Annotated in this window: 24 protein-coding genes; 10 read left to right on the top strand and 14 right to left on the bottom strand. The window is 70.6% G+C overall.

Features of this window, described 5'->3' with window-relative positions; all coding sequences use genetic code 11:
- Nucleotides 1–149: 149 nt before the first annotated feature.
- From H0B54_RS24655 to H0B54_RS24645, 3 genes are read right to left on the bottom strand one after another with little or no spacing between them, the layout of a single operon-like run.
- Nucleotides 150–1,790, bottom strand: coding sequence for a PepSY-associated TM helix domain-containing protein (locus H0B54_RS24655; RefSeq protein WP_188262513.1), 1,641 nt, complete (start codon nucleotides 1,788–1,790; stop codon nucleotides 150–152).
- A gap of 43 nt (nucleotides 1,791–1,833) precedes the next feature.
- Nucleotides 1,834–2,151, bottom strand: coding sequence for a hypothetical protein (locus H0B54_RS24650; protein WP_188262512.1), 318 nt, complete (start codon nucleotides 2,149–2,151; stop codon nucleotides 1,834–1,836).
- A 3-nt stretch (nucleotides 2,152–2,154) separates the two neighbouring features.
- Nucleotides 2,155–2,460 (bottom strand): hypothetical protein, encoded by a 306-nt coding sequence (locus H0B54_RS24645; protein ID WP_246472770.1) that lies wholly within the window; start codon nucleotides 2,458–2,460, stop codon nucleotides 2,155–2,157.
- 161 nt (nucleotides 2,461–2,621) lie between these two features.
- On the opposite strand from H0B54_RS24645, the gene H0B54_RS24640 reads away from it, so the two are divergent.
- The 3 genes from H0B54_RS24640 (at nucleotide 2,622) to H0B54_RS24630 (ending at nucleotide 4,612) form a co-directional block, all read left to right on the top strand.
- On the top strand, nucleotides 2,622–2,804 hold the full coding sequence (locus H0B54_RS24640; RefSeq protein WP_188262511.1) for a hypothetical protein: 183 nt from the start codon (nucleotides 2,622–2,624) through the stop codon (nucleotides 2,802–2,804).
- Between the two features lie 121 nt (nucleotides 2,805–2,925).
- Nucleotides 2,926–4,125 carry a DNA polymerase IV gene (locus H0B54_RS24635; protein ID WP_188262510.1) on the top strand — a complete coding sequence of 400 codons (1,200 nt, stop codon included), beginning with the start codon at nucleotides 2,926–2,928 and terminating at the stop codon, nucleotides 4,123–4,125.
- Between the two features lie 94 nt (nucleotides 4,126–4,219).
- A complete protein-coding gene (locus H0B54_RS24630) occupies nucleotides 4,220–4,612 on the top strand; it encodes a DUF4280 domain-containing protein (RefSeq protein ID WP_188262509.1) in 393 nt (130 codons plus the stop codon).
- 158 nt (nucleotides 4,613–4,770) lie between these two features.
- Here the strand turns inward: H0B54_RS24630 and H0B54_RS24625 are convergent, their stop codons facing one another.
- The 11 genes from H0B54_RS24625 to H0B54_RS24575 form a co-directional block, all read right to left on the bottom strand.
- The gene (locus H0B54_RS24625; RefSeq protein WP_188262508.1) at nucleotides 4,771–5,436 is read right to left on the bottom strand and encodes a toxin-antitoxin system YwqK family antitoxin; all 666 of its coding nucleotides are present in this window, start codon (nucleotides 5,434–5,436) and stop codon (nucleotides 4,771–4,773) included.
- Between the two features lies 1 nt (nucleotide 5,437).
- Nucleotides 5,438–7,513, bottom strand: a complete 2,076-nt coding sequence (locus H0B54_RS24620) for a type VI secretion system Vgr family protein (RefSeq protein ID WP_188262507.1) — start codon at nucleotides 7,511–7,513, stop codon at nucleotides 5,438–5,440.
- Between the two features lie 16 nt (nucleotides 7,514–7,529).
- Nucleotides 7,530–10,145, bottom strand: coding sequence for a type VI secretion system ATPase TssH (tssH, locus tag H0B54_RS24615; protein WP_188262506.1), 2,616 nt, complete (start codon nucleotides 10,143–10,145; stop codon nucleotides 7,530–7,532).
- Nucleotides 10,142–11,200 carry a type VI secretion system baseplate subunit TssG gene (gene tssG, locus H0B54_RS24610; RefSeq protein ID WP_343069028.1) on the bottom strand — a complete coding sequence of 353 codons (1,059 nt, stop codon included), beginning with the start codon at nucleotides 11,198–11,200 and terminating at the stop codon, nucleotides 10,142–10,144. Before tssG ends, tssH begins: the two co-directional genes overlap by 4 nt.
- Complete coding sequence (tssF, locus tag H0B54_RS24605; protein ID WP_188262504.1) at nucleotides 11,197–12,993, bottom strand: type VI secretion system baseplate subunit TssF; 1,797 nt, start codon at nucleotides 12,991–12,993, stop codon at nucleotides 11,197–11,199. The genes tssG and tssF overlap by 4 nt, the downstream gene beginning before the upstream one ends.
- A 14-nt stretch (nucleotides 12,994–13,007) precedes the next feature.
- On the bottom strand, nucleotides 13,008–13,481 hold the full coding sequence (tssE, locus tag H0B54_RS24600) for a type VI secretion system baseplate subunit TssE (RefSeq protein WP_188262503.1): 474 nt from the start codon (nucleotides 13,479–13,481) through the stop codon (nucleotides 13,008–13,010).
- Between the two features lie 182 nt (nucleotides 13,482–13,663).
- Nucleotides 13,664–14,179 (bottom strand): Hcp family type VI secretion system effector, encoded by a 516-nt coding sequence (locus H0B54_RS24595; protein WP_149471034.1) that lies wholly within the window; start codon nucleotides 14,177–14,179, stop codon nucleotides 13,664–13,666.
- 39 nt (nucleotides 14,180–14,218) lie between these two features.
- Nucleotides 14,219–15,688 (bottom strand): type VI secretion system contractile sheath large subunit, encoded by a 1,470-nt coding sequence (tssC, locus tag H0B54_RS24590; protein WP_188262502.1) that lies wholly within the window; start codon nucleotides 15,686–15,688, stop codon nucleotides 14,219–14,221.
- 49 nt (nucleotides 15,689–15,737) lie between these two features.
- On the bottom strand, nucleotides 15,738–16,274 hold the full coding sequence (tssB, locus tag H0B54_RS24585; RefSeq protein WP_094306710.1) for a type VI secretion system contractile sheath small subunit: 537 nt from the start codon (nucleotides 16,272–16,274) through the stop codon (nucleotides 15,738–15,740).
- Between the two features lie 168 nt (nucleotides 16,275–16,442).
- Nucleotides 16,443–17,006 (bottom strand): hypothetical protein, encoded by a 564-nt coding sequence (locus tag H0B54_RS24580; RefSeq protein WP_211104950.1) that lies wholly within the window; start codon nucleotides 17,004–17,006, stop codon nucleotides 16,443–16,445.
- A gap of 200 nt (nucleotides 17,007–17,206) precedes the next feature.
- Nucleotides 17,207–17,521, bottom strand: a complete 315-nt coding sequence (locus H0B54_RS24575; RefSeq protein WP_188262501.1) for a hypothetical protein — start codon at nucleotides 17,519–17,521, stop codon at nucleotides 17,207–17,209.
- Nucleotides 17,522–17,663: 142 nt separating this feature from the next.
- On the opposite strand from H0B54_RS24575, the gene H0B54_RS24570 reads away from it, so the two are divergent.
- The 7 genes from H0B54_RS24570 to H0B54_RS24540 all read left to right on the top strand — a co-directional run bounded on the left by H0B54_RS24570 (nucleotide 17,664) and on the right by H0B54_RS24540 (nucleotide 24,951).
- Nucleotides 17,664–18,416, top strand: coding sequence for a hypothetical protein (locus H0B54_RS24570; RefSeq protein WP_246472768.1), 753 nt, complete (start codon nucleotides 17,664–17,666; stop codon nucleotides 18,414–18,416).
- Nucleotides 18,413–20,356: a hypothetical protein gene (locus H0B54_RS30000; protein WP_246472765.1), complete on the top strand. Its 1,944-nt coding sequence runs from the start codon at nucleotides 18,413–18,415 to the stop codon at nucleotides 20,354–20,356. The genes H0B54_RS24570 and H0B54_RS30000 overlap by 4 nt, the downstream gene beginning before the upstream one ends.
- Nucleotides 20,353–22,389 (top strand): PP2C family protein-serine/threonine phosphatase, encoded by a 2,037-nt coding sequence (locus tag H0B54_RS24560; RefSeq protein WP_188262500.1) that lies wholly within the window; start codon nucleotides 20,353–20,355, stop codon nucleotides 22,387–22,389. The genes H0B54_RS30000 and H0B54_RS24560 overlap by 4 nt, the downstream gene beginning before the upstream one ends.
- On the top strand, nucleotides 22,386–22,985 hold the full coding sequence (locus H0B54_RS24555) for a lytic transglycosylase domain-containing protein (RefSeq protein WP_246472763.1): 600 nt from the start codon (nucleotides 22,386–22,388) through the stop codon (nucleotides 22,983–22,985). The genes H0B54_RS24560 and H0B54_RS24555 overlap by 4 nt, the downstream gene beginning before the upstream one ends.
- Before the next feature lie 10 nt (nucleotides 22,986–22,995).
- Nucleotides 22,996–23,502, top strand: a complete 507-nt coding sequence (locus H0B54_RS24550; RefSeq protein ID WP_188262499.1) for an SPOR domain-containing protein — start codon at nucleotides 22,996–22,998, stop codon at nucleotides 23,500–23,502.
- Nucleotides 23,503–23,719: 217 nt separating this feature from the next.
- Entirely contained in the window at nucleotides 23,720–24,496 is a 777-nt protein-coding gene (locus H0B54_RS24545; protein WP_188262498.1) for an SPOR domain-containing protein, read from the top strand.
- A 35-nt stretch (nucleotides 24,497–24,531) separates the two neighbouring features.
- Nucleotides 24,532–24,951, top strand: coding sequence for a hypothetical protein (locus H0B54_RS24540; RefSeq protein ID WP_246472761.1), 420 nt, complete (start codon nucleotides 24,532–24,534; stop codon nucleotides 24,949–24,951).
- Nucleotides 24,952–24,977: the final 26 nt, after the last annotated feature.

Genomic DNA, 24,977 nt, shown 5'->3' with positions numbered 1-24,977 from the left:
AGGCAAATCTGTAACTGCTAATGCGAATCATTCGCAATTACCTCTTTCGATTGTTAGTGCATATCCCTTTTCGCTGCAAGGGCTATGACTCGGTGAGGTTGTTTTTCAGGTGGGCCGCATCACTGGTCAGGGAATCACGTTCCTGGAAATCACTCTGCCGGGTGGGCCAGCGGCTGGATGCCCATCCCTGGGTCCGGGCCCTCAAGCGGGGCGGCCCAGACGCTGTCCTTCGGGCCGGTCTGGGCGCGCCGCTCCGCATTGCGGGCCATCGCGGCGAAGACCAGGGCGCCGGCCAACGCCACCAGATCGACACCGATCAGCCCATCCGACACCCAAAGACCCGGCATGACGAGACCGAGCAGCGAAGTCGCCGGAATGGCAGCGGTGGCCGCCGCACTGGCCCACAGAAGCTCCACCCCCGCACGGGACGCCCCGCGCAGGAAGGCCCAGGCGCAGGCGCCCAGGAAGGCCGCGTAGTAGACGCCCCAATGCCAGGCGTGCAGGTCGTCCACCAGCCCGCTCAGCCATTTTCCGGCGGCGATGGTCAGCGACAGGCCGCCGACGCAGCCCAGGCAGACCCCGACCGTCCCGGCGGCCAGCAGGCGGGTGGCGCGGCTCTGCTCGACCGGTCCGGTGCCCGGACGGCCTTTTGCCTGCCGCTCCGTCCGCCGCCGCGATTCGATCCACAGCAGGTTGCCGGTGTAGAACAGAGCCGCCCCGGCCAGCCCGAGCAGGAAGTAGGACCAGCGCACGATGCCGCCGCCGAAGGTCCCGAAATGCAGCGCGAAGAAGGCGGAGACGGTGGCCGACCACCCGTTCTGGTGGCCCGGCATGTATTGGGTGTCGATGATCCGCCCGTCCACCGCCCCCATCAGGACGAAGCCCTCCCGCCGCACCAGATAGCGCGGGTCGTGTCCCCAGACGCGCACGGTGGCGGCGCCGGTGCCGGCGTCGTGATACGCCAGGCTGACCGGCTGGAAGCCGGGGGCGAGGCTGTGGACGCGCGTCAGGAACTCCTTCGGCGGCAGCATGCCCGCCGGGCCCATGTCCTTCGACACCGTGCGGAAGGGGCTGCTGGCCGCCGCCACGGCACGCATCTGCCCGCCATAGACCACGCGATCCAGCGTGTCGTAGATGTGGTCGTGGAGCCCGAACACCACCGCCGACAGGGCGATGACGAGGTGGAAGGGCAGGCTGATCAACCCCAGCAGGTTGTGGGCGTCCAGCCACAGGCGCTTCACGTTCCGGGTGACGCGCAGGATCAGGAAATCCTTGACCAGCGACGGCAGCAGGATGATCACGCCCGACACCAGGGCCACGACGTAGAGCGCGCTGGCGATCCCCGTCACCATGGTGCCGATGTCGAGATCGCCTGGGATGCCCACGGTGCGGTGCAGGAAGTCCACCAGCAGGCCGATGCCCGACGGGTTGAGCTGCTCAACCGCCACGCTCCCGTCCGGCGCTAGTGTGGCGGCCCAGGGGGCCGGGTCGAAGCGTTCCTCCGTCCAGGTCAGGCGCAGCGGCGCCTCTCCAACCAGCGCCGGTTCGACCGCCAATGTGAAGTCCCGCACCTCCGGCCGCAGGGCGCGCGTGGCGGCGACCAGATCCTCTGCCCGGTCGAGCGTCGCCGGAGTCACCGCCACCGGCGGTGTGATCCAGCGTTCCAGCGGTTCCTTGAACATGGTGAGGGCGCCGGCATAGAAGCAGACGAACAGGATCAATCCGGTCAGGATGCCGGTCCAGGTGTGGACCTGCCGGTAGAGGCGCACGACGTCGGTGCGGATGGCCATGGCTCGGCTCGCGGCTGTGAGGGCGGGACGGGTGGGCGAAGGGTCAGTGCGGCAGCGAGCCGCGCGCGGCGAGCAGCGCCGTGTGGGCCAGGATGTTGGCGCAGCCCAGACACAGCCAGGCCTGACGCCCGCTGCGGAACAGGAAGCAGACGCTGACCACCCCCAGCCAGATCGGAACGACCAGCCACATGATGAATTGCAGCTTGTTCACCGCGGCCGGCCCGCCGGGGCCGATCCAGGCGAACAGTCCCGACAGGGCGATGGCCAGCGCGAAGCCCAGGACCACCCCGGCCAGGCTCTTGCTCCACCAGTCAGGGCGGATCGGCGTCGGTGTGTTGCGGGTGGAGGAGACGTCGGCCATCGCTCAACCCTCCCGGCGCGCGAGCATGGCGCCGCGGGCGGCGGCGGCGAAGGGCAGAATGGTGAGAAGCAGCATCGACACGGTGAGGCTGGTGAACAGCGCGGTCACCGGGTGCATCACCACCGACCACAGCAGCCACCCTTCCAGAAGAGCGAGCGTACCGACCAAGCGGCTGCGGCGGGCGGCAAGCGGGCGAGGCAGCCACTGCTGGCGCGGTGCCGAAAGGTAGAAGCAGGTGATTCCGGTCGCTGTCGCGGCCAATGCCAGCCCCTGACAGGCGGTTTCTGCCATCGATGCGCTTTCAATCATGGAGCGCCACTCCAATTTGGTGGATAAGCATCACGTTCTGCCAATCGGAAATTGAAATTGCAAGTGATTCCTATTTGCAAATGTAACCTCCCTTTGCAGGCGGCTGTGGTCGTCCGAGAAGACGATCCGGGCATTCCTTCTTGCGGAACAGGGGGGCAACGTTGAACGAGCGCAAGCTGGCGCTGCTTGCCTGGAACGAGACACTGGCGACCGGGGCGGCGTCCTGCCGGGAGCAGCTCGGCCTGGACATCCGGGCGGCCAAGGCGGTGACGATGCCAATCAGAATCGAGGGTGAACGGATTGCGGGCGTGCGCGGCGTGATGGTGAGGCCGTCGCGAATCTGAAGGGTCTTTGCGCCGCGCTTTACCCTCCTCTCCGAATTCCGAGACGGTCTCAATCGCAAAACCGGAACGGGACAGGAACATTCCTTCCCCGCTGCGGGCACGCTGCTGCTAGACTGCGGCCATGGTTGTGTTCGACGACTGCAAAGCCCTGTGCCGCGACTGTGCGGCGGCCCTCCGCGGAAGCGAACCGCGCTGCCCGAAATGCGGCGGCCGGCGGCTGGTCCGGCATGAGGAACTGCACGGCCTCGCCATCGGTCACATCGACTGCGACGCTTTCTACGCGACGGTGGAGAAGCGCGACCGGCCCGAGCTGGTCAGCCGCCCCCTGATCATCGGCGGCGACCGGCGCGGGGTGGTGGCCGCCTGCTGCTACATCGCGCGGATGGCCGGGGTGCGCTCCGCCATGCCGATGTGGCAGGCGATGGAGGCCTGCCCGGACGCCGTCGTGCTGCGGCCCGACATGGCGAAGTACAAGGCCGTAGGCCGGCAGGCGCGGGAGTTGATGCACGCCTTCACCCCGCTGGTGGAGCCGCTGTCCATCGACGAGGCCTTCCTCGACCTGTCCGGCGTGGCGGAGCGGCTGAGCATCAGCCCGGCCCAGGCGCTGGCCGAGCTGGTCCGCCGCTTCGAGAACCAGCTCGGCATCACCGCCTCGGTCGGGCTCAGCTACAACAAGCTGTTCGCCAAGATCGCCTCCGACCTGGAGAAGCCGCGCGGCTTCTCGGTGATCGGGCGGGGGCAGGCGCTCGACTTCCTGGCGCCGAAGCCGGTGTCGATCCTGTGGGGCGTCGGGCCGGTGCTCCAGCGCAAGCTGCAGTCGGACGGCATCCGCACGGTGGGCGACCTGCGCGGCTGGACGGAGATCGACCTCGTGCGCCGCCACGGCAAGATGGGCCGCCTGCTGCACCGCTTTGCCCGCGGCCAGGACGACCGCCGGGTGGAGCCGGAGTCGCCGAGCAAGAGCATTTCCGCCGAGACGACCTTCGACTGGGAGACCGCCGACAAGGCCGCGCTGAAGGACGCGCTGCTCCCGCTGGCCGAGACGGTGGCCCGCCGCCTGTCCGCCGCGGGTCTGCGGGGGCGCAGCGTGGTCTTGAAGATGAAGACCGTCGATTTCCAGACGATCACCCGCTCCCGCCGCGTCGATCCGCCGGCGAGGTCGGCGGGGCTGATCTGGCAGACCGGCTGCGAGATGCTGGACGCCGAGCCGGACGGGCGGTCGATCCGCCTGATCGGCGTCGGCTGCACCGACCTGCTCGACCCGGAGACCGAGGCGGAGCCGGGCCTGTTCGACGGATTCGGCCCGTCTCCGCCGGGTTGAAGCGAATTCGGACCAATCCGGTCCAGGGCCCGCTTGCCGCGGGACGGGGGAGGCGCCCACTCTTCGCCTGGACGTTTCGGAATGGAGAGACGGGATGAGTCAGGCGGTGTGCGCGGGGGCCATGATGACCTGCAGCTTCGGGGCGGCGCCGTCCGCGCTGGTGGTGCTGCCGATGAACCGGACGATGGCCGGCGGGCCGCCCATGGCGAACATCATGGACAACAAGCCATTCCTGAACGTTCCCCCGTTCGGTGTCTGCAGCAGCCCGGCCAATCCCAACGTTGCGTCGAAAATCCCGATTCCGCCGCCGGGAGTCATCAAGCCGCAACCCTGCACCCCTTGCACCGTCGCGCCCTGGGTCCCCGGCGCCCCGACCGTGATGGTCGGCAACATGCCGGCCCTGACCTCCACCAGCAAGCTGATGTGCATGTGGGGCGGGGTGATCCAGATCGTCGTGCCGGGGCAGTTCACGGTGCAGACGCCGTGAGGTGTGTGTTGGGGTGAGGTGTAGGGGGGAATTGCCCCCACCCTAACCCTCCCCCGCTATCGCAGGGGAGGGGACTGCCGCCGCTTCGCAGAAGGCCCCCTCCCCTGCGGCAGCGGGGGAGGGCCGGGGAGGGGGCAAGACCTCTCCAAGGGTTTCCCTCACCCCGCCGGGGGCTGCAGCACGGCGATTTCCTTGCCGTCCTCCGAATAGGTCCGCAGCGGTTCGATCAGCAGGCCGCGGCGGTAGACGCCGTGCTGCATCAGCGCGCCGGAGGGGAAGAAGCGGCGCAGCACCCCGTCCTGAAGCCCGTCCAGGAAGGCCGCGCGCTCGCTCACCGTGCCGTCGTCGTAATAGCCCAGCACCGGGCCGTGCAGGCGGTCGTTGGCGTAGCTCTCCCGTCGCATCGGACGTCCCTGCGGGCTGTGGAACAGCGCCTCGCCCTCGCGCTTGCCGTCGCAATACTGGAAGACGGCGGCCACCGTGCCGCTCTCGTGGAAGAAGACCGACGGGCCGTTGAGAAGCCCGTCGCGGTAGGTCATGCGGCAGGTCGGGCGGGCGTTGGCGTAGAAGGTGGTCTGGCCGTGCTGCACGCCGTCCGCATATTCCGCCACCTGGACCAGGGCGCCGCCGGGGGCGTAGTTGCGCACCTCCCCGTGCAGCTTCCCGGCGCGCAGCCGGGCGCGCAGGATCGGGTGCCCGTCCTCGCCGTAGGCGGTGAAGAGGCCGTGGAACAGCTCGCCATGCATCTCGCCGCTGCGCACGATGCGGCCCTGCTCGTCGCGCTCCTCCACGGGTTGGGGATCGGGTACAGGATCGTCCGCCATCTCAATTCACCTTCACCAGGGTGCCCTTGACGGTCATGACGGCGCCGGCGCTGACCTCGCCCATGGTCTGGGCCTTCAGCGTGGCGGACAGCCCCTCGGCGGTCAGGGCCATCCCGGCCTTCAGGTTCATCCCCATGCTGGCCTTGACGTCCATGCCCATGCCCGACTTGATCTCCATCGCCATGCCGGACTTGGCGTTGAAGGCGCCGCCGGCGTCGAGCTTCATGTCCGTCCCGGACTTGACGCCGACCTCGCCGGAGGTGGCGGTCACCTTGACCGACTTGCCCTTGATGACCACGTCGCCGGTCACGTCGATGGTCAGGTTGCCCTTCACCGTCAGGGTGTAGTCGCCGTCGGCCTTGTGGGTGAAGTCCGCCTTGTTGGTGTGGGTCTCGTTGCCCTTCACCGTCACGGCGCGCGTGCCCTTCGCGACCTCGTGCGTCTCGTTGCCTTCCGACACGGTGATGCTGTGATCGTTCTTCACGGTCAGCTTGCGGTCGTGCTGGATGTCGATGGTGCTGTCGTTCTCGACCGTCTCCACCTCGTCGTGCTTCACGAGGCGGGTCACGTCGTTCAACACCTCGACGTTCATGTCCTTCTGGGCGTGAACGAAAATCTCCTCGGCATCGGCCTTGTCCTCGAAGCGGATCTCGTTGAACTTGCCGGTGCCGTTCTTGGAGGTCTGGGTCTTGATGGTGCTCTTGGTCGAATCGTCGGGCAGCGTGTAGGGCACGGTCTGCTCGGCGTTGTAGACGGAGCCGGTGACCAGCGGGCGGTCGGGGTCGCCGTCGAGGAAGGTCACCACCACCTCCTGCCCGACGCGGGGGAAGAACATGATGCCGTAGTTCTTGCCCGCCCAGTTCTGCGCGACGCGGACCCAGCAGGAGCTTTTCTCGTCCTTCTTGCCCAGCCGGTCCCAGTGGAACTGCACCTTGATGCGCCCGTACTTGTCGAGCCAGATCTCCTCCCCGCTCTTGCCGACGACGATGGCGGTCTGGGTGGAGTGGATGCGCGGCTTCACCGCCGTGTCGAGGGGGCGGAAGGGCAGGTCCGGCGGGAAGGCGGTGAAATGAGCATTGAAATGGCCGCTCGCCCCGTCGATGCGCACGGAATGCAGGACATATTCGGCGTTCAGGTCGCTCTTGCGGTGGCCGGACACGGTGATGCGCGTCCCCGCCTCCAACGACCGGCATTCGCCGCTGCCGCGCACCCGGCGTCCGGGGAAGGCGAGCGCCTGCTGGCGCAGCTTGGCCATCGCCTCACCATCCGACGAGGTGGTGTGGCGGCCCATGTAGTCGCTGACCGTGCCGAAGCCCGACGCGCCTTCCGCCGTGGCGTAGAGGTCGGTCAAGGGCGTCTCGAAATGGTAGCCGTCGATGCCGTAGCTCTTGGTCGTCACGCGCCGCTCGACGCTGAGCCCGTTCAGCACATGGTCCTCGTCGTCGTGCCCTTCGGTGGCGCGGTATTCGAAGGCATCAAGCAGCGGGCTCTTGGCGAAGGCGTTGGCCCCGTCGCCCAGCACCAGCGTGTGCTTCCCGTCCTCATGCGCGAAGTAATAGAAGATGCCTTCCTCTTCGAGCAGACGGGCGACGAAGTTGTAGTCGGTCTCGCGGTACTGCACGCAATATTCGCGCTTGGCGTAGGTACCGGTCAGCGACTTCTTGAGGTCGGTGTAGCCGGCGCCCTTGCAGACCTCCTCGACGATTTCCGGGACCGTCTTCTCCTGGAAGATGCGGCAGTCGCCGGAATGGGTCAGCATCCACAGCCAGGGGTGAAGCTCCGCCTCGTAATGGGCGACCTGGCCGCGGTCGTCGACGTGGGTCAGCTCGATCCGCCCGACGATGGCGTTGATGTAGCGCACCGTCTCCTGGTCGCCGAGCGTGATGGCGACGGTCACCGCCTTGCCGACGACGCGGTCGAAGGCGATGTCCTCGTCCGACGAGATCATGGTGACGCGGTAGGTGAACAGCGACGACAGCCGCTCCTCGCCCACGATGGTGCGCAGCGCCAGCGCGTCCGCCCCCAGCGGGGTGGTGATGGACAGATACTGGCCGTCCTGGGAAAAGCGCTTCGCCATCCTCGCCGCTCCCCGGTCAGGCCGCCGTGCCGTCCACGCCGACGGTGAAGCGCCCGTCCGCGCCGTGGTCCACGGTGATGCGGCCCACCGGCTGGCCGGCGGCGACGCGGTCGAGGATGCGGATCGCCACCTCCGGCACCACGAACTCAGACAGCAGCGTGTCGATCATGCGTGCCCCAGCGTCGGAGTTCAGCGCCCGCAGCACGAGCGCCTCCACCGCCGCGTCGGTGACGGCCAGCTCGGCGCCGCGGTTGCCGGCGGTGCGGCGTTGCAGCTTGTCCAGCTTCATCGTCACGATGCGGCGGATCTGCGCCTCGCTCAGCGGGTAGTAGGGCACGACGGACAGGCGGCCAAGGAAGGCCGGGCGGAAGCGGCGGCGCAGCACGTCGGAGATGGCGGCCAGCCCCTCTTCCCGCGCCTCGCCGATGCGCCCGGCGTCGAGCGCCTCACGGCCGAGCGCGAACAGCTCCGTGTCGCCGAGGTTGCTGGTCAGCAGGATCAGCGTGTTGCGGAAGTCCACCTCCACGCCCTCGCCGTCCTCCAGCACGCCCTTGTCGAAGACCTGATAGAACATGTCCAGCACATCGGGGTGGGCCTTCTCCACCTCGTCCATCAGCACCACGGCGTGGGGACGGCGACGCACCGCCTCGGTCAGCACGCCGCCGCTGCCGTAGCCGACATAGCCCGGAGGGGCGCCGCGCAGGGTCGCCACCGCGTGGGCCTCCTGATACTCCGACATGTTGATGGTGATGAGGCTGTCCTCGCCGCCGTTCAGCAGCTCGGCGAGCGCCAGGGCGGTTTCGGTCTTGCCGACGCCGCTCGGGCCGCTCAGCAGGAAGACGCCGATGGGGCGCTGCGGCTCGCCCAGCCCGGCGCGGTAGCCGCGCACGGCTCGCGCGATGGCCTGGAGCGCCTGCGGCTGGCCGACGACGCGGGCGGCCATGCGGTCCTCCAGCGTGGCGACCACCTCCAGATCGTCCTTGGACATGGATCCGACCGGGATGCCGGTCCAGTTCGACACCACGGCGGCGACCACCGCGCCGTCCACCCGGTGCGGAACCAGCGGGCTGTCGCCCTGGACGGCCTTCAGCTTTTCCGTGGCCGCAGCGGCCTCCACCGCGTGGCCGGCCTTCAACGCGGCCTCCACCGCATCGACCAAGTCGCGCTCGCGCGTCCAGCGCTCATCCAGCGCGGCCTTCTCCAGGGCCAGCGCGCCGCGGCGTTGCGAAATCTGCGACAGGCGGGCGTGGTGGGCGGTGCCGGGTTCGGCCTCCAGCCGCTCGGCCTCGCGGGCCAGGATGGCGTCCTCGCGCTCCATCGCCTCGATGGCTTCGGGCTTGGAGCTGCGGGCGATGGCGACGCGGGCGCAGGCGGTGTCGAGCACGCTGATCGCCTTGTCGGGCAACTGGCGGGCGGGGATGTAGCGGGCGGACAGGGCGACCGCGGCGGCGATGCCGTCGTCGAGCACGCTGACTCCGTGATGCTCCTCGAAGCGGCGGACGAGGCCGCGCAGCATGGCCGCCGCCGCCGTCTCGTCCGGCTCCGGCACCGAGACGGGCTGGAAGCGGCGGGCCAGCGCCGGGTCCTTCTCGAAATACTTCTTGTACTCGGCCCAGGTGGTGGCGGCGATGGTGCGGAACTCGCCGCGCGCCAGGGCGGGCTTCAGCAGGTTGGCGGCGTCGCCTTGGCCGGCGGCCCCGCCGGCGCCGATCAGCGCGTGCGCCTCGTCGATGAAGACGACCATCGGCACGGGGGAGGCGGAGACCTCCTTGATGATCGACTTCAGCCGGTTCTCGAACTCGCCCTTCACCCCGGCTCCGGCCTGGAGCAGCCCAAGGTCGAGCGTGCGGATGACCATGCCGCGCAGCGGCGGCGGCACGTCGCCCTCGGCGATGCGCAGGGCCAGCCCCTCGACGATGGCGGTCTTGCCGACGCCGGGGTCGCCGACCAGGATCGGGTTGTTCTGGCGGCGGCGCATCATCACGTCGATGACCTGCCGGATCTCGCGGTCGCGCCCGATCACCGGGTCGATCTTCCCGGCCTTGGCCTGGGCGGTCAGGTCCTGGCTGTACTGGTCGAGCATGGCCCGCCCGTCCGAGGCGGCGGAGACCGGAGCGGCGGCGGAAGAGGACTCGGAGGCGGCGGCGGACGGTCCTCCCTCCTTCAGGACGCGGACCAGCTCCGGCAGGTCGGACGCGGTTCGCTCACGCGGCAGGGCGAGCAGGGAGGGGGCGGATTCCGTGACCACGGCCCGCACGGAATCGCAGGCAACCGCGGCCCAGAGGATCGCCGGAAGGACGATCTGCGGGCTGTCGAGGTGGGTGACGGAGATCAGCAGCGCCGTCTCCAGCATCTCCGGCACGCGGGGGGAGAAGGCCGGGGTGCGGCTGTTGCCGCGGCGGATGCGGTCCAGAGCCGCTTCGAGTTCCGTCTCCAGACGACCCGCCTCGACGCCGTAATGGCGCAGGATGCCGGCGACAGTGGAGTCCTTCAGCCGCAGCAACGCCAGCAGCACATGCTCCGCCTCGACGTCGTAATGGGTCTGCGAGACGCACAGCGCGGCGGAGCGTTCCAGCACCTTGCGCCCGTCGCGGTCGAGCTTTCCGATGAGGGACTTGATGTCGGCGGTCACGGGACGGCTCCCTGGGATGACGTTGCGGGCGGGGCGGGGGCGAGGGTCAGGCGCCCGTCCTTCAAATTCGGGCGGCCCGGCGCCCGCAGCCAGGAGGTCCAGCCGAGGCGGCTGCCCTCCTGCGGCTTGGTGGACAGGCGCGTCGGCGGCACCTTCGTGGCCTCCAGCACCAGCACGATGCGGAAATCCATCCCGTCCCCGGTGTGGAAGCGGGCGAGCGCGCAGAGCGTCTGGTGGTGCCGCCCGTCGGGCAGGAATTCGCGGAAACGCTCCAGGCTGTCGAGCGTCAATTCGATGGCGTAGCAGCTCTGCTGGTCCCAGACGCGGCGGCCCAGCACCACCGTGCGGCCCAGGCTGTTGTTCCGCGCGCCGAAGCCGCCCCCGATGCGGGTCCGGCTCTCCTCGTCCAGCGGCAGCCAGCGCCCGACGAAGCTCTCGACCCGGACCCTGACCCGAAAGACAGCGCCGAGGATCGCTTCCAGCCCGGCGGAGGAGCGGCGTCGGTTGGCGAGGATGCCGGAGAAGGCCAGCAGCATTCGGTCGGGCGTGCCGGGCAGGCGCTGCTCCAGGCCGGGCGTGCCGATGCCGGCCAGCGCGCGCAGCACGCGGGCCATCAGGGTGCGTTCCGGGTCGCGCTCCAGCAGGGGCAGGCTGCCCTGGCGCGTCCGGTAGAAGATCGACATCAGGCGGTGGTTGAAGATGTCGTAGAAGGCCGTGCCCGCCGTGTCGCGCCGCGCCGCCCGCTCGACGAGCAGTTCGGTGGCGACGTAGGGCAGGGGGCCGTTGATGCCCGCCACGCCCAGCACGGGGGAGCGCACGACGCCGCGCCCGTCCTCGGTCCGCCGCGCCTCGACGACGTCGCTGGCGGGGAAGACGAAGCTGGGGTCGTGCTCGATGCGGACGGCCTCCTGCTCCGGGTCGATGCCGGTGCCGAGCGGGGCCAGACCGGGGGCGGCGCGCTCCAGCAGGGCGATGGCCTGCAGCAGGTCGAAGCCCCAGGGCTCGGCCTCCAGCCGGTCGATCAGGGCGGGAGGCTGGGGGGCGCGGTCCGTCACAGGACCGGCTGGCTGCCGGCAAGGCGCGACCATGCCTTCCAAACCCCTTCCCGTTGCACCGAGCGCAGCCGAAGCTGGGCGAAGGCGTTGACGTTGACGTAGAGCCCGAGGAAGCGGCTGAGCACGCCGCCGAAGACCAGCGGGCTGGCCCCGACGAAGTTCCGCTCGTCCAGGGCCACCGTCACCTCCAGCCCGCGCACGAAGCCGCGCCAGGCGTCCTGCCCCATGCGGTGCAGCACCGGGCGGGAGGACAGGCCCTGCACGCCGCGGATCTGGTGCTGGGCGGACGGGTCGTCGGGCGCGTGCAGCAGCAGGATGGATTGCAGGGCGCGCAGCCCCTCGGCGTCGCCGGTCAGGCTGAGATGGTTGACCGACAGGTGCGAGATCAGCTTCCAGGCCGAGGAACCGCCCGCCGGGGCCGGGCGGCCGGGCGTCGGCTTGTGCAGGCAGCGGATAGTGGCGATGGGCGCCGCCTCCTCGATCATCAGCGCGGCGCCCGCCGGCACCTGTTCGGCCAGCGCCCGGTTGGTGCACAGCGTGCGCACCAGGAGCGTTTCGTCCGCCGGGTCGGTCGGCGTCAGGTCGAGGTGGTGCAGGCTGAGATGCAGGTCGGTGCCCGGCACGTCGTCGCGCTGGGTCGGCTCGCGCGCGGCCAGCCAGAAGCCGCGCGGCTCCGTCTCGGCCTCGGCGTGCTGGTGCGAGAAGAGCGGGACGTAGCGGTGGTGCATGCCGTCGCCGTCGCGCAGGCCGCTGACCTCCAGGATGGAGTGGACCTCGGTCGTCCGCTCGCGCAGGGCGTCGGGGACGACGCGGTAGGCGGTGCGCCGGTGATTCAGCCGGATCGGCTCCGCCGTGCGGTTGAACAGGTTGACGATGGGCGTGCAGCCAAGGACGAAGCTGTCCTTGCGCAGAGTCAGCCGGTTGGGCAGCGGGCGCGACACGGCGATCAGGATGTCCACGACCTCCCCCGACAGCCGCCCCTGGGGGATCGGCAGATCGTAGAAGTCGAACTTCTGCGGAAACTCGAAATACTCCTGCAGCAGGCCGTAGGCCGGCTGGGCATGCTTGGGGTGCGGCAGCACCGTCTCGTCCGGGCCGAAGCCCACGGGGGCGATCAGGTTCTCGCCGCGCAGCCGCACCGGCGGCTTGCCGGGCTGGACATAGGCGATCTCGACGACGCCGCACAGGAACAGCTCGTGCAGAGCGGAGGTGAGGATCGTCTCGCCGTCGATGAACAGGCGCAGCTTGTCGATCGGCAGATTTTCGAAGGACTGGTTGCGCGTCTCCAGCCGCAGCCGCAGCACCGAGGCGGTGGCGGCGCCGTCGAGGAAGTCGTAGCGGTCGGCGGGCTCCACCGCGGCGTCGGTCACCGCGACCGGCCACAGCGTCACGTCGTAGGCGGTGCGGAAACGGCAGCGGATGTTGTCCTCGGCCACGGCGTGCAGCGGGGTGCCGCGCGGGACGCGGAAGCCGCCGGTCAACCGCCCCTCGCCCGGCACCGGCTCCATCCGCGCGATGCCCATGGCCGGGATCGGCGCGATCATCTGCGGGTGCAGGATGCCGAGCAGCGCCTCGGAGAAGCGCGGGAACTCGCGCTCCAGATTGAGTTGGAGGCGCCCGGACAGGAAGGCGAAGGACTCGATCAGCCGCTCGACGTTCGGGTCGGCGGCCTGATCCGGTCCCAGCGCCAGCCGGCGCGCGATCTTGGGATAGCTGCGCGCGAAGGCTTCGCCCGCCCGGCGGACGTACAGAAGCTCGCGTTCGTAATGGTCGAGGAGATCCTCGCGCCGCATCCTGATGCGTCCTTTCAGCCGGACTGGCTTGGCTCGTTGGGGGCCGGACCACGCAGGCCCACGTCGAACTCCAGCCGTTCGGTGACGGTGCCCGCCACGACCTCGCCGGAGATGCTGGTGACCATGGTGCCGCGCCCGGTTCCGGCGCTGACAGTCACCCGCGGGCGCTTCAGCCGCGGCTCGAAATCGATGATGGCCTGGCGCACCATCCGCTCCACCAGACGGCGGTCGGCGTCGGAGGCGGCGTCCAGATGCGTGATGTCGGAAATCCCATAGTCCAGCGCCGTTCCGCCGAGGTCGGGGCGGCGCGTGCCGGTGCTGCGGCTGTCGAGGATGCGTGCGACCTCGCGCCGGATCGACGCCTTGAGATCGGGCATGGACAGCACCGTGGCGGACGGCTCGTCGCCCGTCGGGTGGTCCGGTTCGAAGTCGATCAGCCGTTCGAACAGCAGCGACCGTCCGCCGGTCATGGTCTTGGGCTGGGTCATCGCCGTGTCCGTTGGGGGTGAAGATATTCCCTCTCCCGTCCCGGGAGAGGGAAGGGGCCCGCGCGAAAGCGCGGGAAGGGTGAGGGTGCCGCCAAGGAAAGTGTGGCGATTCTCGTACGACCCTCACCCGCCCGCTGCGCGGGCACCCTCTCCCGGGGCGGGAGAGGGGGGTGTTCACCACCTCAGCTGTCGGAGACGGTGCCCTTCAGCAGGTTGAACTTCACGCCGCCACCGCCTTCGTGCTTCTGCTCCTCGGTGTAGCGCTTGTAGGTCCAGTAGATCTCGGTGGCGTTGATCTCGATGGTCTCGGTCGTGTCGCCCTCGTTGACGCTCAGGCTGTGCTTGGCGATCAGCGGGTTGGTCAGCTCGATCGTCAGGAACTCGCCCCACTGGTGGGTGTCGCCGATCGGCTTCAGACAATGGATGGTCCACTGCTTCTTCGCCGTGTCGGAGTTGGCCGAGCGCAGCAGCAGCGAGATCAGCTTGGGCGAGGCCCGGTCCCACTTGCGCTCGAGCGTGATGTTCTCGACCTTCGGGGTGTGGACCGTGCGGCGGGCGTTGGTCGACACTTCCATTTCGACGGTCATGTCCTGCGACAGGGATTCGCACAGGATCATGTCCTTGAACACCGTGCCCCCGGCGATCTCCACCGCGGACTCCCCCTGGACGTTGGGGATATCGAGAATGATCATAGACATGCGGATTTACTCCGGACGATGCGTTCGGTGGGGAGGGGATCAGGCTTCCGGCGCCGGCAGTTCAGCGACCATGCGGATGGAGGCCGACAGCTCTTCGAGCTGGAAATGCGGGCGCAGGAAGATGTTGGCGCGGTAGACGCCCGGACGGCCCGGCACGTCGTAGACGTCGATGCGGGCCTCGCGCAGCGGGAAACGGGCCTTCGTGCCCTGCGACGCCTCGTCGTCCAGCAGGACGTAGTTGGCGATCCAGGTGTTCAGGTGGTCCGTGATGTTGTTGCGCGTCAGGAAGGCGCCGATCTTGTCGCGCAGCATCACCTTCAGGTAATGGGCGAAGCGCGACGACACCAGCATGTACGGCAGCATCGCGGAGATGCGGGCGTTCGCGTTGGCTTCGTCGGTGTTGTAGACCTTCGGCTTGTTGGTGGTCTGGCCGCTGAAGAACGCCGCGTAATCCGTGTTCTTGCAGTGGACCAGCGAGATGAAGCCGAGGTCGTTCAACTCCTTCTCACGGCGATCGGTGATGGCGATCTCCGTCGGGCACTTCAGGGCGATGTCGCCCTCGTCCGTCTTGAAGGTGTGGCTGGGCAGACCCTCGACCTTGCCGCCGCCTTCCACGCCGCGGATGGCCGCGGTCCAGCCGTGCTTGGCGAAGCTGTCGGTGATGCGCGCGGCCAGCGCCCAGGAGGCGTTGCCCCACAGGTACTTGGAGTGATCGCGCCCGTCGGTGTCCTCGACGAAGTTCATGCCTTCGACCGGAACGGTGTTCGGGCCGTAGGGCAGGCGCATCAGGACGTGCGGCATGGTCAGCGAGACGTAGCGGGAGTCCTCCGACGCGCGGAAGGATCGCCACTTCACCATCTCGGCCGTCTCGAAGATCTTCGACAGGTCGCGCGGGGCGCCCAGCTCGCCGAAGCTCTCCATGTCGAACATCGCCGGCGACACGGCGCTGATGAACGGCGCGTGGGCGGCGGCGGCGAGGTTCGACATCTTCTCCAGCAGGGAGATGTCCTGCGGATGGCGGCCGAACTCGTAGTCGCCGACCAGCATGCTGTAGGGCGTGCCGCCCAGCGTGCCGTACTCGGCCTCGTAGACCATCTTGAACATGGCGCTCTGGTCGAACTCGACCGCGCTGTCCAGGTCCTTCTGGAGGTCCTTGCGGGAGACGTTGAGGACGCGCAGCTTCAGCGTCGTCGAGGTCTCGGTGTTCATGACGAGGTAGTTGAGGCCGCGCCACGTGCCTTCCAGCTTCTGGAAGTCGGGGTGGTGCATGACCTCGTTCAGCTGATCGCTGATCAGCTCGTCGATCTGCGCGATGCGCTGGTTGATCGCCTCGACCACGTCGACGGCGGAGGCGTCGCCGGTCTCGGCGAGGACCTGGTCGACGAATTCGGTCAGAAGGTCGCGGGCGTAGGGCCGCTGGCCCTCCTCGCGCGCCATCTTGCCTTCGACCATCATGCGGTCGAGCAGGGACAGACTGGCGGCGCTCTCAACGGACGTTTCCGTGCTCACCTGTTCGCTCCGTGAAGGGGGTTCTGGTTGGGCTTACCGGGAGGGGGGATCAGGCGGGCTCGCCCGCGGGCTCGCCGGCCGGGGTGCCGGCCACCGGGCCGAGGAGCTTCTTCAGCTCGTCCTGCTGTTCGGTGCTGGTGATGACGTCGTTCAGCAGGCCGTTCAGCTCGTCGTTGCCGTCCAGCTTGGCCAGCAGGTCCGACAGCTTCTGCCGGGCTTCGAACAGGCGGCTCAGCGTCGGCACCTGCTTCAGCACCTCCACCGGCTGGAAATCGTCCATGTGGCGCATGTTCAGCAGGATGTTCAGCTTGCCGCCGTCCTCCTGCAGCTTGTTGTCCACCTGGAAGGCGAGGCGCGGCCCGACGGAGGCCATCACGTCGTTGAAGTTGTCGCGGTCGATCTCGACGAACTTGCGCTCCTTCAGCTTGGGAAGGGGCTTCTCCGGCTTGCCGCTGAGATCGGCCAGGATGCCGACCAGGAAGGGCAGCTCCTTCATCTCCTGGGCGCCGCCGGTGTGGACCTCGTAGGTGAGCTTCACCCGCGGCGGGCGGACGCGCTCCAACTTCTTCTGACTGCTCTCGCTCATATCTGACGACCTCATAGGGTTGTGCGCGTCGCGCGCCGGCTGTCGAGCTTCGCCATCATTCGAAAGGCACCCCCGCGGAGGCCAGCCGAGATGGACCCCAATTGGACGACATCGCCCCGGAACACCTCCGTTTCGGAGGGAATGTCCGGCGTACGAAGCATCGCCCGCTCAGCTTCGAAGGTGCTGCAAGAGGAAGTTGCGGGCCTCCAAGAGTTGACTCATCCGCTCGGCGCTGGACAGCAGGCCGGTGTCGGGATGGAAGATCGGGGCCAGCGTGCGGAAGCGGCTGTTGACCGTCTGCGTGTCCAGCCCCCACTCGTGGGTGAAGCCCAGCACGTAGGTGGCCTGCCAGGGCTTGCGGATCGGCTGGCGCAGCGGGCGGAAGGCCAGCGTCTCCAGCGCCGCGGTCAACTGCTCCAGCCGCAGGCGGCAGCGGCTCATCTCGCTTTCCACGGCGTTCAACTCGCCCGCGGTGATGAGATGCGCGCCGTCGTCGTTGCCGATGGTGGCGGCGACCCAGGCGGCCTTGCGCACGGTCGCCGCGTCCAGCGGCGTGTCGTGGCGCACCCGCAACTTCGGCACCACCCGCACGCGGCGGGTGCCGCCGTTCTTCAGCGTCACGGTGCGGTGGGAGACGTCCACCGGCTCGGGGCTGCCGGGGTCGGGCAGATGGGTCAGCGCCTCCGGCCCGACCAGCGTCAGGCAGGAGCGGATCAGGGCGGGCACCGTCATGCCGCGCGCCGCCGCCGCGGAGTCCACGGCGGCGAAAAGGGCATGCTGACAGGGTGCTGTGATGGTGGGCAAAGGGCCTCCGGGTACGCACGGCGGTAATGCCCCGCAAGGTGTGCGATGGCGGGCCGCCGCGGAACGCCTTGTTGGTCCACTCCCGGAGTCACGCCGCCGGAACTGCGTCCGTTGCGGAGCGAAGGCGGTCAGACGTCCTTGCCGCCGCGGAACTCCTCCATCACGGCGCGGATGCCGGCTTCCAGCGCCCGGACGCGGCGGCGCTGCCGCTCCTCCCGCCGCGTGGCCTCCTGCGCCTCGCCGCGCAGGCGGTCGACCTCCTCGACCAGCGAGGGGGCGACGGTGCCGCGGTCGGTGTAGAACAGCCCGACCTGGATGACGTCGTAGAGGGAGGTCCCGGCGGGCATCAGCCGCTCCAGCGCGGAGAGGGCGGCCAGCCGTTCGCCGGGGGAATCGCTGCGCAGCCGGGCGAGGATCGCGTGCAGCCGGGCGTCCTGCTTCATGATGGACCGCGTCCTTTCTGGTTCGCCGGGGGAGTATCGCAGGGGCCGGGGAGCGGCAAAAGCAGATCAGACCAAGTTGGGCCAATCTGAACGGGATGCTCCCACGGAAAGCCGCTATAGCCGGACCCTTGGGAGGCTGGCCATGCTCTACGGTTTCGGGCGTCTGGCGCTTGTTTTGTGGCTGTGCGCCGTGGGCGGGCAGGCGTTCACCCTGTTCGCCTTTCACAACGCGGTGGCGGAAGCGCACACGGCGGAAATCGCCGCGCGTGCCTCGGCGCTGGCCAGCCGTGTCGCCGCCAGCGCGGCGGAGCGCGCGGCCATCGGCTTTCCGCTCGCCGACCAGAACGATCTGCAAAGGCTGATCGAGGTGGCGTCCACCGGCGGCGGGGGCTTGCGGCTCTATGTGGTGGACCCGCGCGGGACGGTGCTGTTCGCCACCGCCCAGGCGGCGGGGACGCCGGTGCCGGCCTCCTGGATGGGCGGCGCCGCGGGGCTGCCGGCGGAGCCCTGGGACCTCGCCGACCATGACGGCGTGCTGGTCGGCGTGCCGGTGGCCGACGCCCTGGGCAAGCCCGCCGGCGCCGTGCTGGGCCTCGCCCCGCAGCAGGACGCGCGGGTGGAGGTTCTGGCCGCGTTGCGCGAGACGGCGACGGTCACCGCCGTTTTCCTCGCCGCCATCGGGGTTCTCGCCGTTCTGGGCACGCGGCTGCTGCTGTCGGGTGTCTGCCGGTCCGTTCTGGAGCGGACGGCCTTCTACGCTGCCGAGGCGCGGCAGCTCCAAGCCGACGCGCCCGCCGCCGTGGCGGTGGGCGATCCGGCGCTGTCCGCCGTCCTGGCCGGGCTGCGCGCGGCGGAGACCGAGGCCGCCCGCATCGACGGGGAGGTGTTGCGATGAGCCGCCCGGCGACGCCGTTCCTCAATCGGGGGATGCTGCGGCGGTTCATCCCGCTGATGGCCGTGGTGGTCGTCGTGCCCTGGCTCGCCACCCTGGCGGCGGCGCTGATCGCCGCGGCCGGGCTGGCCGACCGGGGAACCGCCTCCCGCGCCGAGATCGTCGGGACGGGCATCGCGCATGACCTGGAAAAGGCGCTGGCGCTCGGCCTGCCGCTCGACCGCATGGCCGGGATGGACGACTATCTGGGCGAGGCGGGCGCGGTCTTCCCGGAGATCAAGCTGATCCTGGTGGTGGACGGCGCCGGGCGCCCGCTGTTCCAGAAATCCGACGCGGCGCGCCCCGACCTGTCGGTCCGGCTGGTGCCGGCGGAGACCGACTGGTCCGCGCTGGGGCTGGTCCTGCAACGCTTTCCCATCCGCCAGGGCGCCGCGACGGCGGGGGAGGTCCTGCTGGGCCGCAGCGCCGTGGCGCAGCCGGCCAACGCGCCGCGCATCCTGATCGACTTCGCGGTGGCGCTGAGCATCGCTTTGGCGCTCGGCGGGCTGGCGCTGCGCACCATGCTGAATGCCCAGGTGACGACGCCGTTGCGGCTGGCGGCGTCGCTGGAGGCCAACCTCGCGCGCTCCGCTTACGACCGCATCGCCCCGCCGGTGGAGCAGAGCCTGATCGGCACTCTGCTGGCCGAGATGAACCGGGTGGTGACGGGCGTGAACGACCGCTTCGCCCGCCTGCGCAGCTATCTGGCCGAGGTGCGCGACCTCAGCTTCAACAAGGATGCGGCGGCGGAGGTGGCGCCGCTGATCGAGCGGATCGAGCGTCTGGGCCGCTTCTCGCCCGATCGGCTGACCGCGCTGGCCCCGCCGGACGCTGGGTCGCTGCCCTACGCCACCGCCTTCTGCGCGGGTGTGGGAACGGCTGTCGCCGCGGCGGTCGCGGCGCGGCACCTGCCGCCGGGCGTGGCGCTCGGCGGCGTGGTTCTGGGCATGGCCGCGGCGGTGCCGCTCGCCTTCGCGCTCGGCCGCCGCACACCCATTGCGGGGGCGCTGGCGCTGGGCGGCTGGGCGCTGCTGAACGGGCTGGGCGACGCGATGTCGGTATGGCTGGCCGGTGCGGTGCTGGGCGGGCTGGCGGCGGCGCTTCCCTTCCAGGCGGTGCGGCCCGCCGCGGAAAGCCTGCGCGCCGGACCGGCGGTGTCCGCCGCGGGCGGTCTGGTGGCTGGAACGGGGTTGTCGGTTCTGTGCCTCGGTGGCGGTGTGCCGGGCGTTCTCATGGCCGGAGCGGTGCTGTCCGGACTGGCCGGTCTGCTGGCCGCCGTCCGGTTGGAGCGGCGCGCCGGCCTGACGCTGCCGCGCGTGACCCTTCGTGCTCTGCTGGCGGTGGACCGCTGGTGGGCGGACGGGACGCTGCGGCCGAAGGGCTGGGCGCTGTGGCTGGTCACCGCCCTCGCTTTGGCGGCGCTGAGCCGGGCCGACGGCGGCGGGGCGATGGATGCCCGACGGGTCGCTGAACTCTTCTGGCTGCACGCGGCTCCGGCTTGGCTCAGCGCCGCGCTGGTCGCGGTGCTGGTCCCGCGGAGCGGGGCGGCGCTGCTGAGTTTGGGCGGAACGGCTGTGGTCGGGCTTCTTCTGGCGCTCGGCCCGGTGGAACCGGGAACCGTCGTCGCGCTGAGCGCCGCCGCGGCTCTCGGCGCCGGGCACGCCGGCTTTGCGGCGTCCGGGGAATGGGGTGGGCTGACCGCGGTCCGCGCCGCGCTGACCCTGGCCGGAACGCTCGGCGTGCTGTGGCTGGTTGGCGGGAGCAACACGGTGGTGGCTTCCGGCAGTTTGCCCTCGCTCGCCCTGCTCGCCGGGATCGCCGCGCTGCCGCCGCTGGCGCTGGCCCTGTGGCGCCACGCCACGCCACGCCGGCGCGTCCCGGTCGAAGGGGAGGCCGCGCGATGACCGGTCTTCGCCAGCGCATGACGGTGGCCGCCGCCGCGGTGGTCCTCGCCGTGCTCGTCACCGCCGCGGTCTTCGCCCTGCTGCGCATCGAGAGCGGGGCCACCCGCCACGCCGAGGATGAGGGGCGGATGACCCTGCGGCTGTGGGAAGGGCTGCTCGACCAGTCCGCCGCGGCCGCGCGGGTGGCGGTGGGCGATCCCCGCCTCACCGACGCTTTGGAGCGCGGCAACGCGGCGGCGGCGGCGGAGCGGCTCGGTGCGCTGGGCTTCACCGCGGCGACGGTGGTCAACGGCGCTGGCCAGACCCTGCTCGCCGTCCCGGCCGACCAGCCGATCCGCCTTCTCGACGAGCGGCGCATCGGGCAGGTGCTGGCCCGCAACGACACGCAGGACGGTCTGGTTCTGACCGGCGGCGCCGCGCAGCTTCTGCTCGCCCGCCCCCTCGGCGCGCAGCGGCCCGCCGATCGGGCGCTGGTCGCGATCCGTCCGCTGACGGGCAGCCTTGAAGCGCTGGCCGGCGTCCTCGGCGGCTCCGCCTTCTTGGTGGGCAGCGACGGCCGTTTGTACGGCCACGCCGGACCGCTGGCCTGGGCCGACGTGCGCCCCGCCGCGGAGCGCGGCGAGGAGGTGCAGGCGACCATCGGCGCCCGCGGCTACGGCGTGCGCAAGCTGCGCCTGCCCAAGGTGGCCGGCACGGAGGGGGACGGCACTCTGTACCTCGTCATGGCGCGCGAGACCACGCTGGCCGCCATGGCCGACAGCCTGCTGGACAGCTCGGCCATCCTGGTGGTGCTGATGGTGCTGGTGGCGGGCACCTTGGGGCTGGACTGGTACTTCCGGCGCGTCTTCACGCCGGTCTACGCCTCGATGTCCGCCCTGTCGGCCCTGGCGGCGGGGGACACCGGCGTCGCCGTGCTGGGGGCGGAGCGCACCGACGAGGCCGGGCAGCTCGCCCGCACCGTGGAGGTCTTCCGCAGCCGCAGCCGCGCGCTGCGCGACGCCGAGGAGCGGCGCGCCCGCCACTGGCTGCGCCAGCAGTCCTTCATCCGCCGCCAGATGCTGCGCCTGTCGGAAACCCTACCGGAGCAGGGGCGGCTGGAACTCCTCGCCGACCTCGCCCGCATTGAGGCGGCGTCGGAAGGCCGGACGCCCTGCGCGCGCACCGACGATCCCGGCGCGCTCGCCGTCGCCTTCGAGGTGATGGCCGAGCGCGTGCGCGACCAGCACACGGCGCTCGACGGCATGGTCCGCCAGCTTCAGTCAGCGTTGGACACCCGCACCGAGCTTGTCGAGCTGCAGAAGCAGTTCGAGATCGCCCGGCGCATGCAGGCGGCGATCCTGCCGCCCGACCTGACCACCGCCCCCGATCTGGAGGCCGATCTGGAAGCGTCCGGCCTGATGCGCCCGGCGGCGGAGTTCGACGGCAGCTTCTACGATTTCTTCCTGACAGCGGACGGCTCGCTGGTGGTGCTGATCGGGCAGGTGTCGGGCGGCGGCTTGGCGGCGGGCTTCATGACGGTGACGGCGCGCGCCGCCTTGCGGACGCTGGCGGCGGCCGGGCTCGGGCCGGCGGCCTGCCTGACCGGCGCCAACCGGCTGCTGGCGGCGGACAACGCGGCGGGCCTGTCGATCGGCCTCGCCATGGGCATCGTGTCGCCGCGCTCGCGCCGGCTGGTCTTCGCCGCCGCCGGCGTGCCGGAGCCCTTCCTGCTGCGGCGCTTCGGCGATGTGGTGGACCTGCCGGTGGCCGCCAACCCGCCGCTCGGCCTCGATCCGTCGATGACGGCGGTGGAAACCGCGCTCGACCTGCCGGTGCCCTCCACCCTGGTGCTGTGCAACGGCGGGCTGCTGGACGGCGAGAACCGCTTCGGTGTCGCTTTCGGGCGGGCACGGCTGACCGGCATCCTCGGCAACCTCGACGACCTGTCCGCCGCGAGCGTCACTGCCGCGGTCTCCGCCGGACTGGCCGAGCATGGCGGCGGCGCCGCGATGGCGGTGGACCGGCTGTGCGTCGCCCTGCGGGTGCGGGCATGAGGGCGCGTGGCCTCCTGGCCGGCGCGCTCGCCCTGATGGGCGCCCTGCTGGCCGGTCCGGCGGCGGCGGAACTGGCCCCGGCGTCCGACGGTGGGCCGGCGCTGTTCCAATGCAGCCGTTACCTGCGCAACGGGGAGGCGCTCTACGGCATTCCGCCGGGCATCCTGCACGCCATGAGCGTCGTCGAATCCGGGCGGGCCGGGATGCCCTGGCCCTGGGCGCTGAACGTCTCGGGGCGCCCGCACTATCCGGCGACGCGGCGCGAGGCGCTGCGGCTGATGCAGGACGGCGAGGGCGGCCTGCGCGGCGACGTGGCGGTCGGCTGCATGCAGATCCACACGCGCTGGCACGCCGGGTCCTTCGCGGGGGGCGAGGACATGCTCGATCCCGCGGTCAACGTCGCCTACGCCGCCCGCTTCCTGCGTGAGCTGTACGACCGCCACGGTTCCTGGACGGAGGCGGTGCGCCGCTACCACGCCAGCGACCCGACGGCGCAGGACACCTACCTCTGCCTCGTGCTCGACCGGCGGGTGCGGCTCGGCTACCAGCGCGAGACGGCGGAGATGCGCCGGCTGTGCGGCGGCCCGGAATCGTGAGCGCGGTGCCATGAAGAAACTTCTGGTCGGCGTGCTGGCGCTGCTCCTCCTCCTGGTGGCCTTCGCGGGCGGCTATTTCCTGGCGGGCGGGGGCTTGCCGGGCGCCGCGGACGACCCTGCGCCCGCCGAAGCGAACGCCGCGCCCGCCGCCGCGCCGCAGGAGGCGGCGAAGGCGGAGCCGGAGAAGGCCGCTCCGGCCGCGGTCCCGGTCCGCCCGGTCGCGACCGTGAAGGCGCCCACGGCGCGCTTCTCCATCGAACTCGGCGTGTTCCGCTCCGCCGGGAACGCCCAGGACTTCGCGGCGGCGCTGGCCGGGCGGGGCCTGCCGGTGGAGATCGTCGAGACGATGGACGCCGCCGGCGGGCAGTGGCACCGCGTGCGCGCCGGTGCCTTCGCCGACCGCTGGCAGGCCGAGGCGCGCCGCCCGTCCTTCGAGCGCATCGCCGGGATCGGCGGGGTGGTGGTCGAGGAGCCGCTTGCCGCCGCCCAACCCGCGAAGGCCGGCGGCGGCGAATGATCCAGTTCGGACCAAGGGGGTAACCCGCCGGATTTGCGGGCTTCTCCGCACGGCGGGGCGGGCTTCCGGGCCATCCCCGCGAAACCCCCGCGGGACTACGCCAGAACGAACCAGACAGCGCGCGGATTTGGGCCTTCGGGATGCTTCTATCAGGCTGGGCCGCCGTCCTGTGGGACGGGCGGTCCATCCGACGGTTTCTTCCCCAGGGATTCCCGCGATGACCACGATCACGCTCGGACGATGGCAGGTGGCGGCTCTGGCCGCCGGCGTCGCCGTGCTGACCGTCGTGGCGCTGCTGGGGGGCGGGGTGATGGCGGCGCTGATCCTGACCGGCGGCGGCGATACGCCGATGGCACCGGCCCCACCCCCCGCCGCCGCGTCCGCTGCCACGACCGCCGCGGCGCCCGCCGCTGGCGGCGGACTGGGCGCGATGGCACGGAGCAACATCGCCGACAGCTTCGAGGCCCGCCAGGGCGTGATCGAGACGGCGGACATCTTCAGCGACGAGGCGCGCGGACGGGCGATCGCGGCGACCGAGCCGGTGACGCGCGGCGCCGCGGACGCGGCCCGCCGCTTCCTGCCCGGCTGGATGGCCGGCACCGCCGCCCACGTCATCGAGAAGACCGGCTACCGCGTCACCGAATTCGCCGGCAACAGCGTGGAAGGCATCGTCGAGGACACGCTGAACGACCGGCTGGACGCGATGAAGGAGGACGGCGGCGGGAACGGGCCGGCGCCGGTCCGCCATTACGCCATCGAACTCGGGCGCTTCGCCACCCCGTCCAACGCGGAGTCCTTCGCCGCCGCCGCCGCCCAGCGCGGCGTGCGCGGCACGGTCGATTTCGCGCCGTTGCCGGGCGGCAACGCCCCCTACGCCGTGCGCACCGGACGCTACGCCGCCGCCGACGAGGCCGCCCGCGCGCTGGACGCGCTGGCGCGGGCGAACGGTGTATCCGGGACCGTCGTCACCCTTGCCGAAGCGGGAGAGCGCTGAACGTCATGACTCCGGTGAACGGAAAAGGATTGGGATTGGCCGGTGCTCTGGCGCTGATGTTGCTGACCGCCGGCTGCGCGGAGAAGCCGCGCGCCGCGCTGGACAGCGTGTCCTTCACGGTCGCCCCGGCCGCCAACGACACCACGCCGGTCGCCATCGACCTCGTGTCCGTCCGCGACAAGGCGCTGGTGGACAAGTTGGGGGCGCTGACCGCCGCGGAGTGGTTCGGCCAGCGCGAGCAGTCCATGCGCGATCACCCGACCACGCTCGGCGTCGCGAGCTGGGAGCTGGTCCCCGGCCAGACGCTGAAGGCGGACCTGCCGCCGGGCGAGCCGGCCTGGGCGATCCTCGTCTTCGCCAACTATTCCACGCCGGGACCGCACCGCCTGCGCGTGCCCGACACACGAACGCTGACCCTCACCGCCGGGGACAAGGATGTCGAACTGGTTCCGTGATGTTCTTTCCTTCTCCATGAGGATCG

Source organism: Azospirillum tabaci (assembly GCF_014596085.1).
GTDB classification, from domain to species: Bacteria; Pseudomonadota; Alphaproteobacteria; order Azospirillales; family Azospirillaceae; genus Azospirillum; species Azospirillum tabaci.
This window is presented reverse-complemented; position numbering and strand designations above follow the sequence as displayed.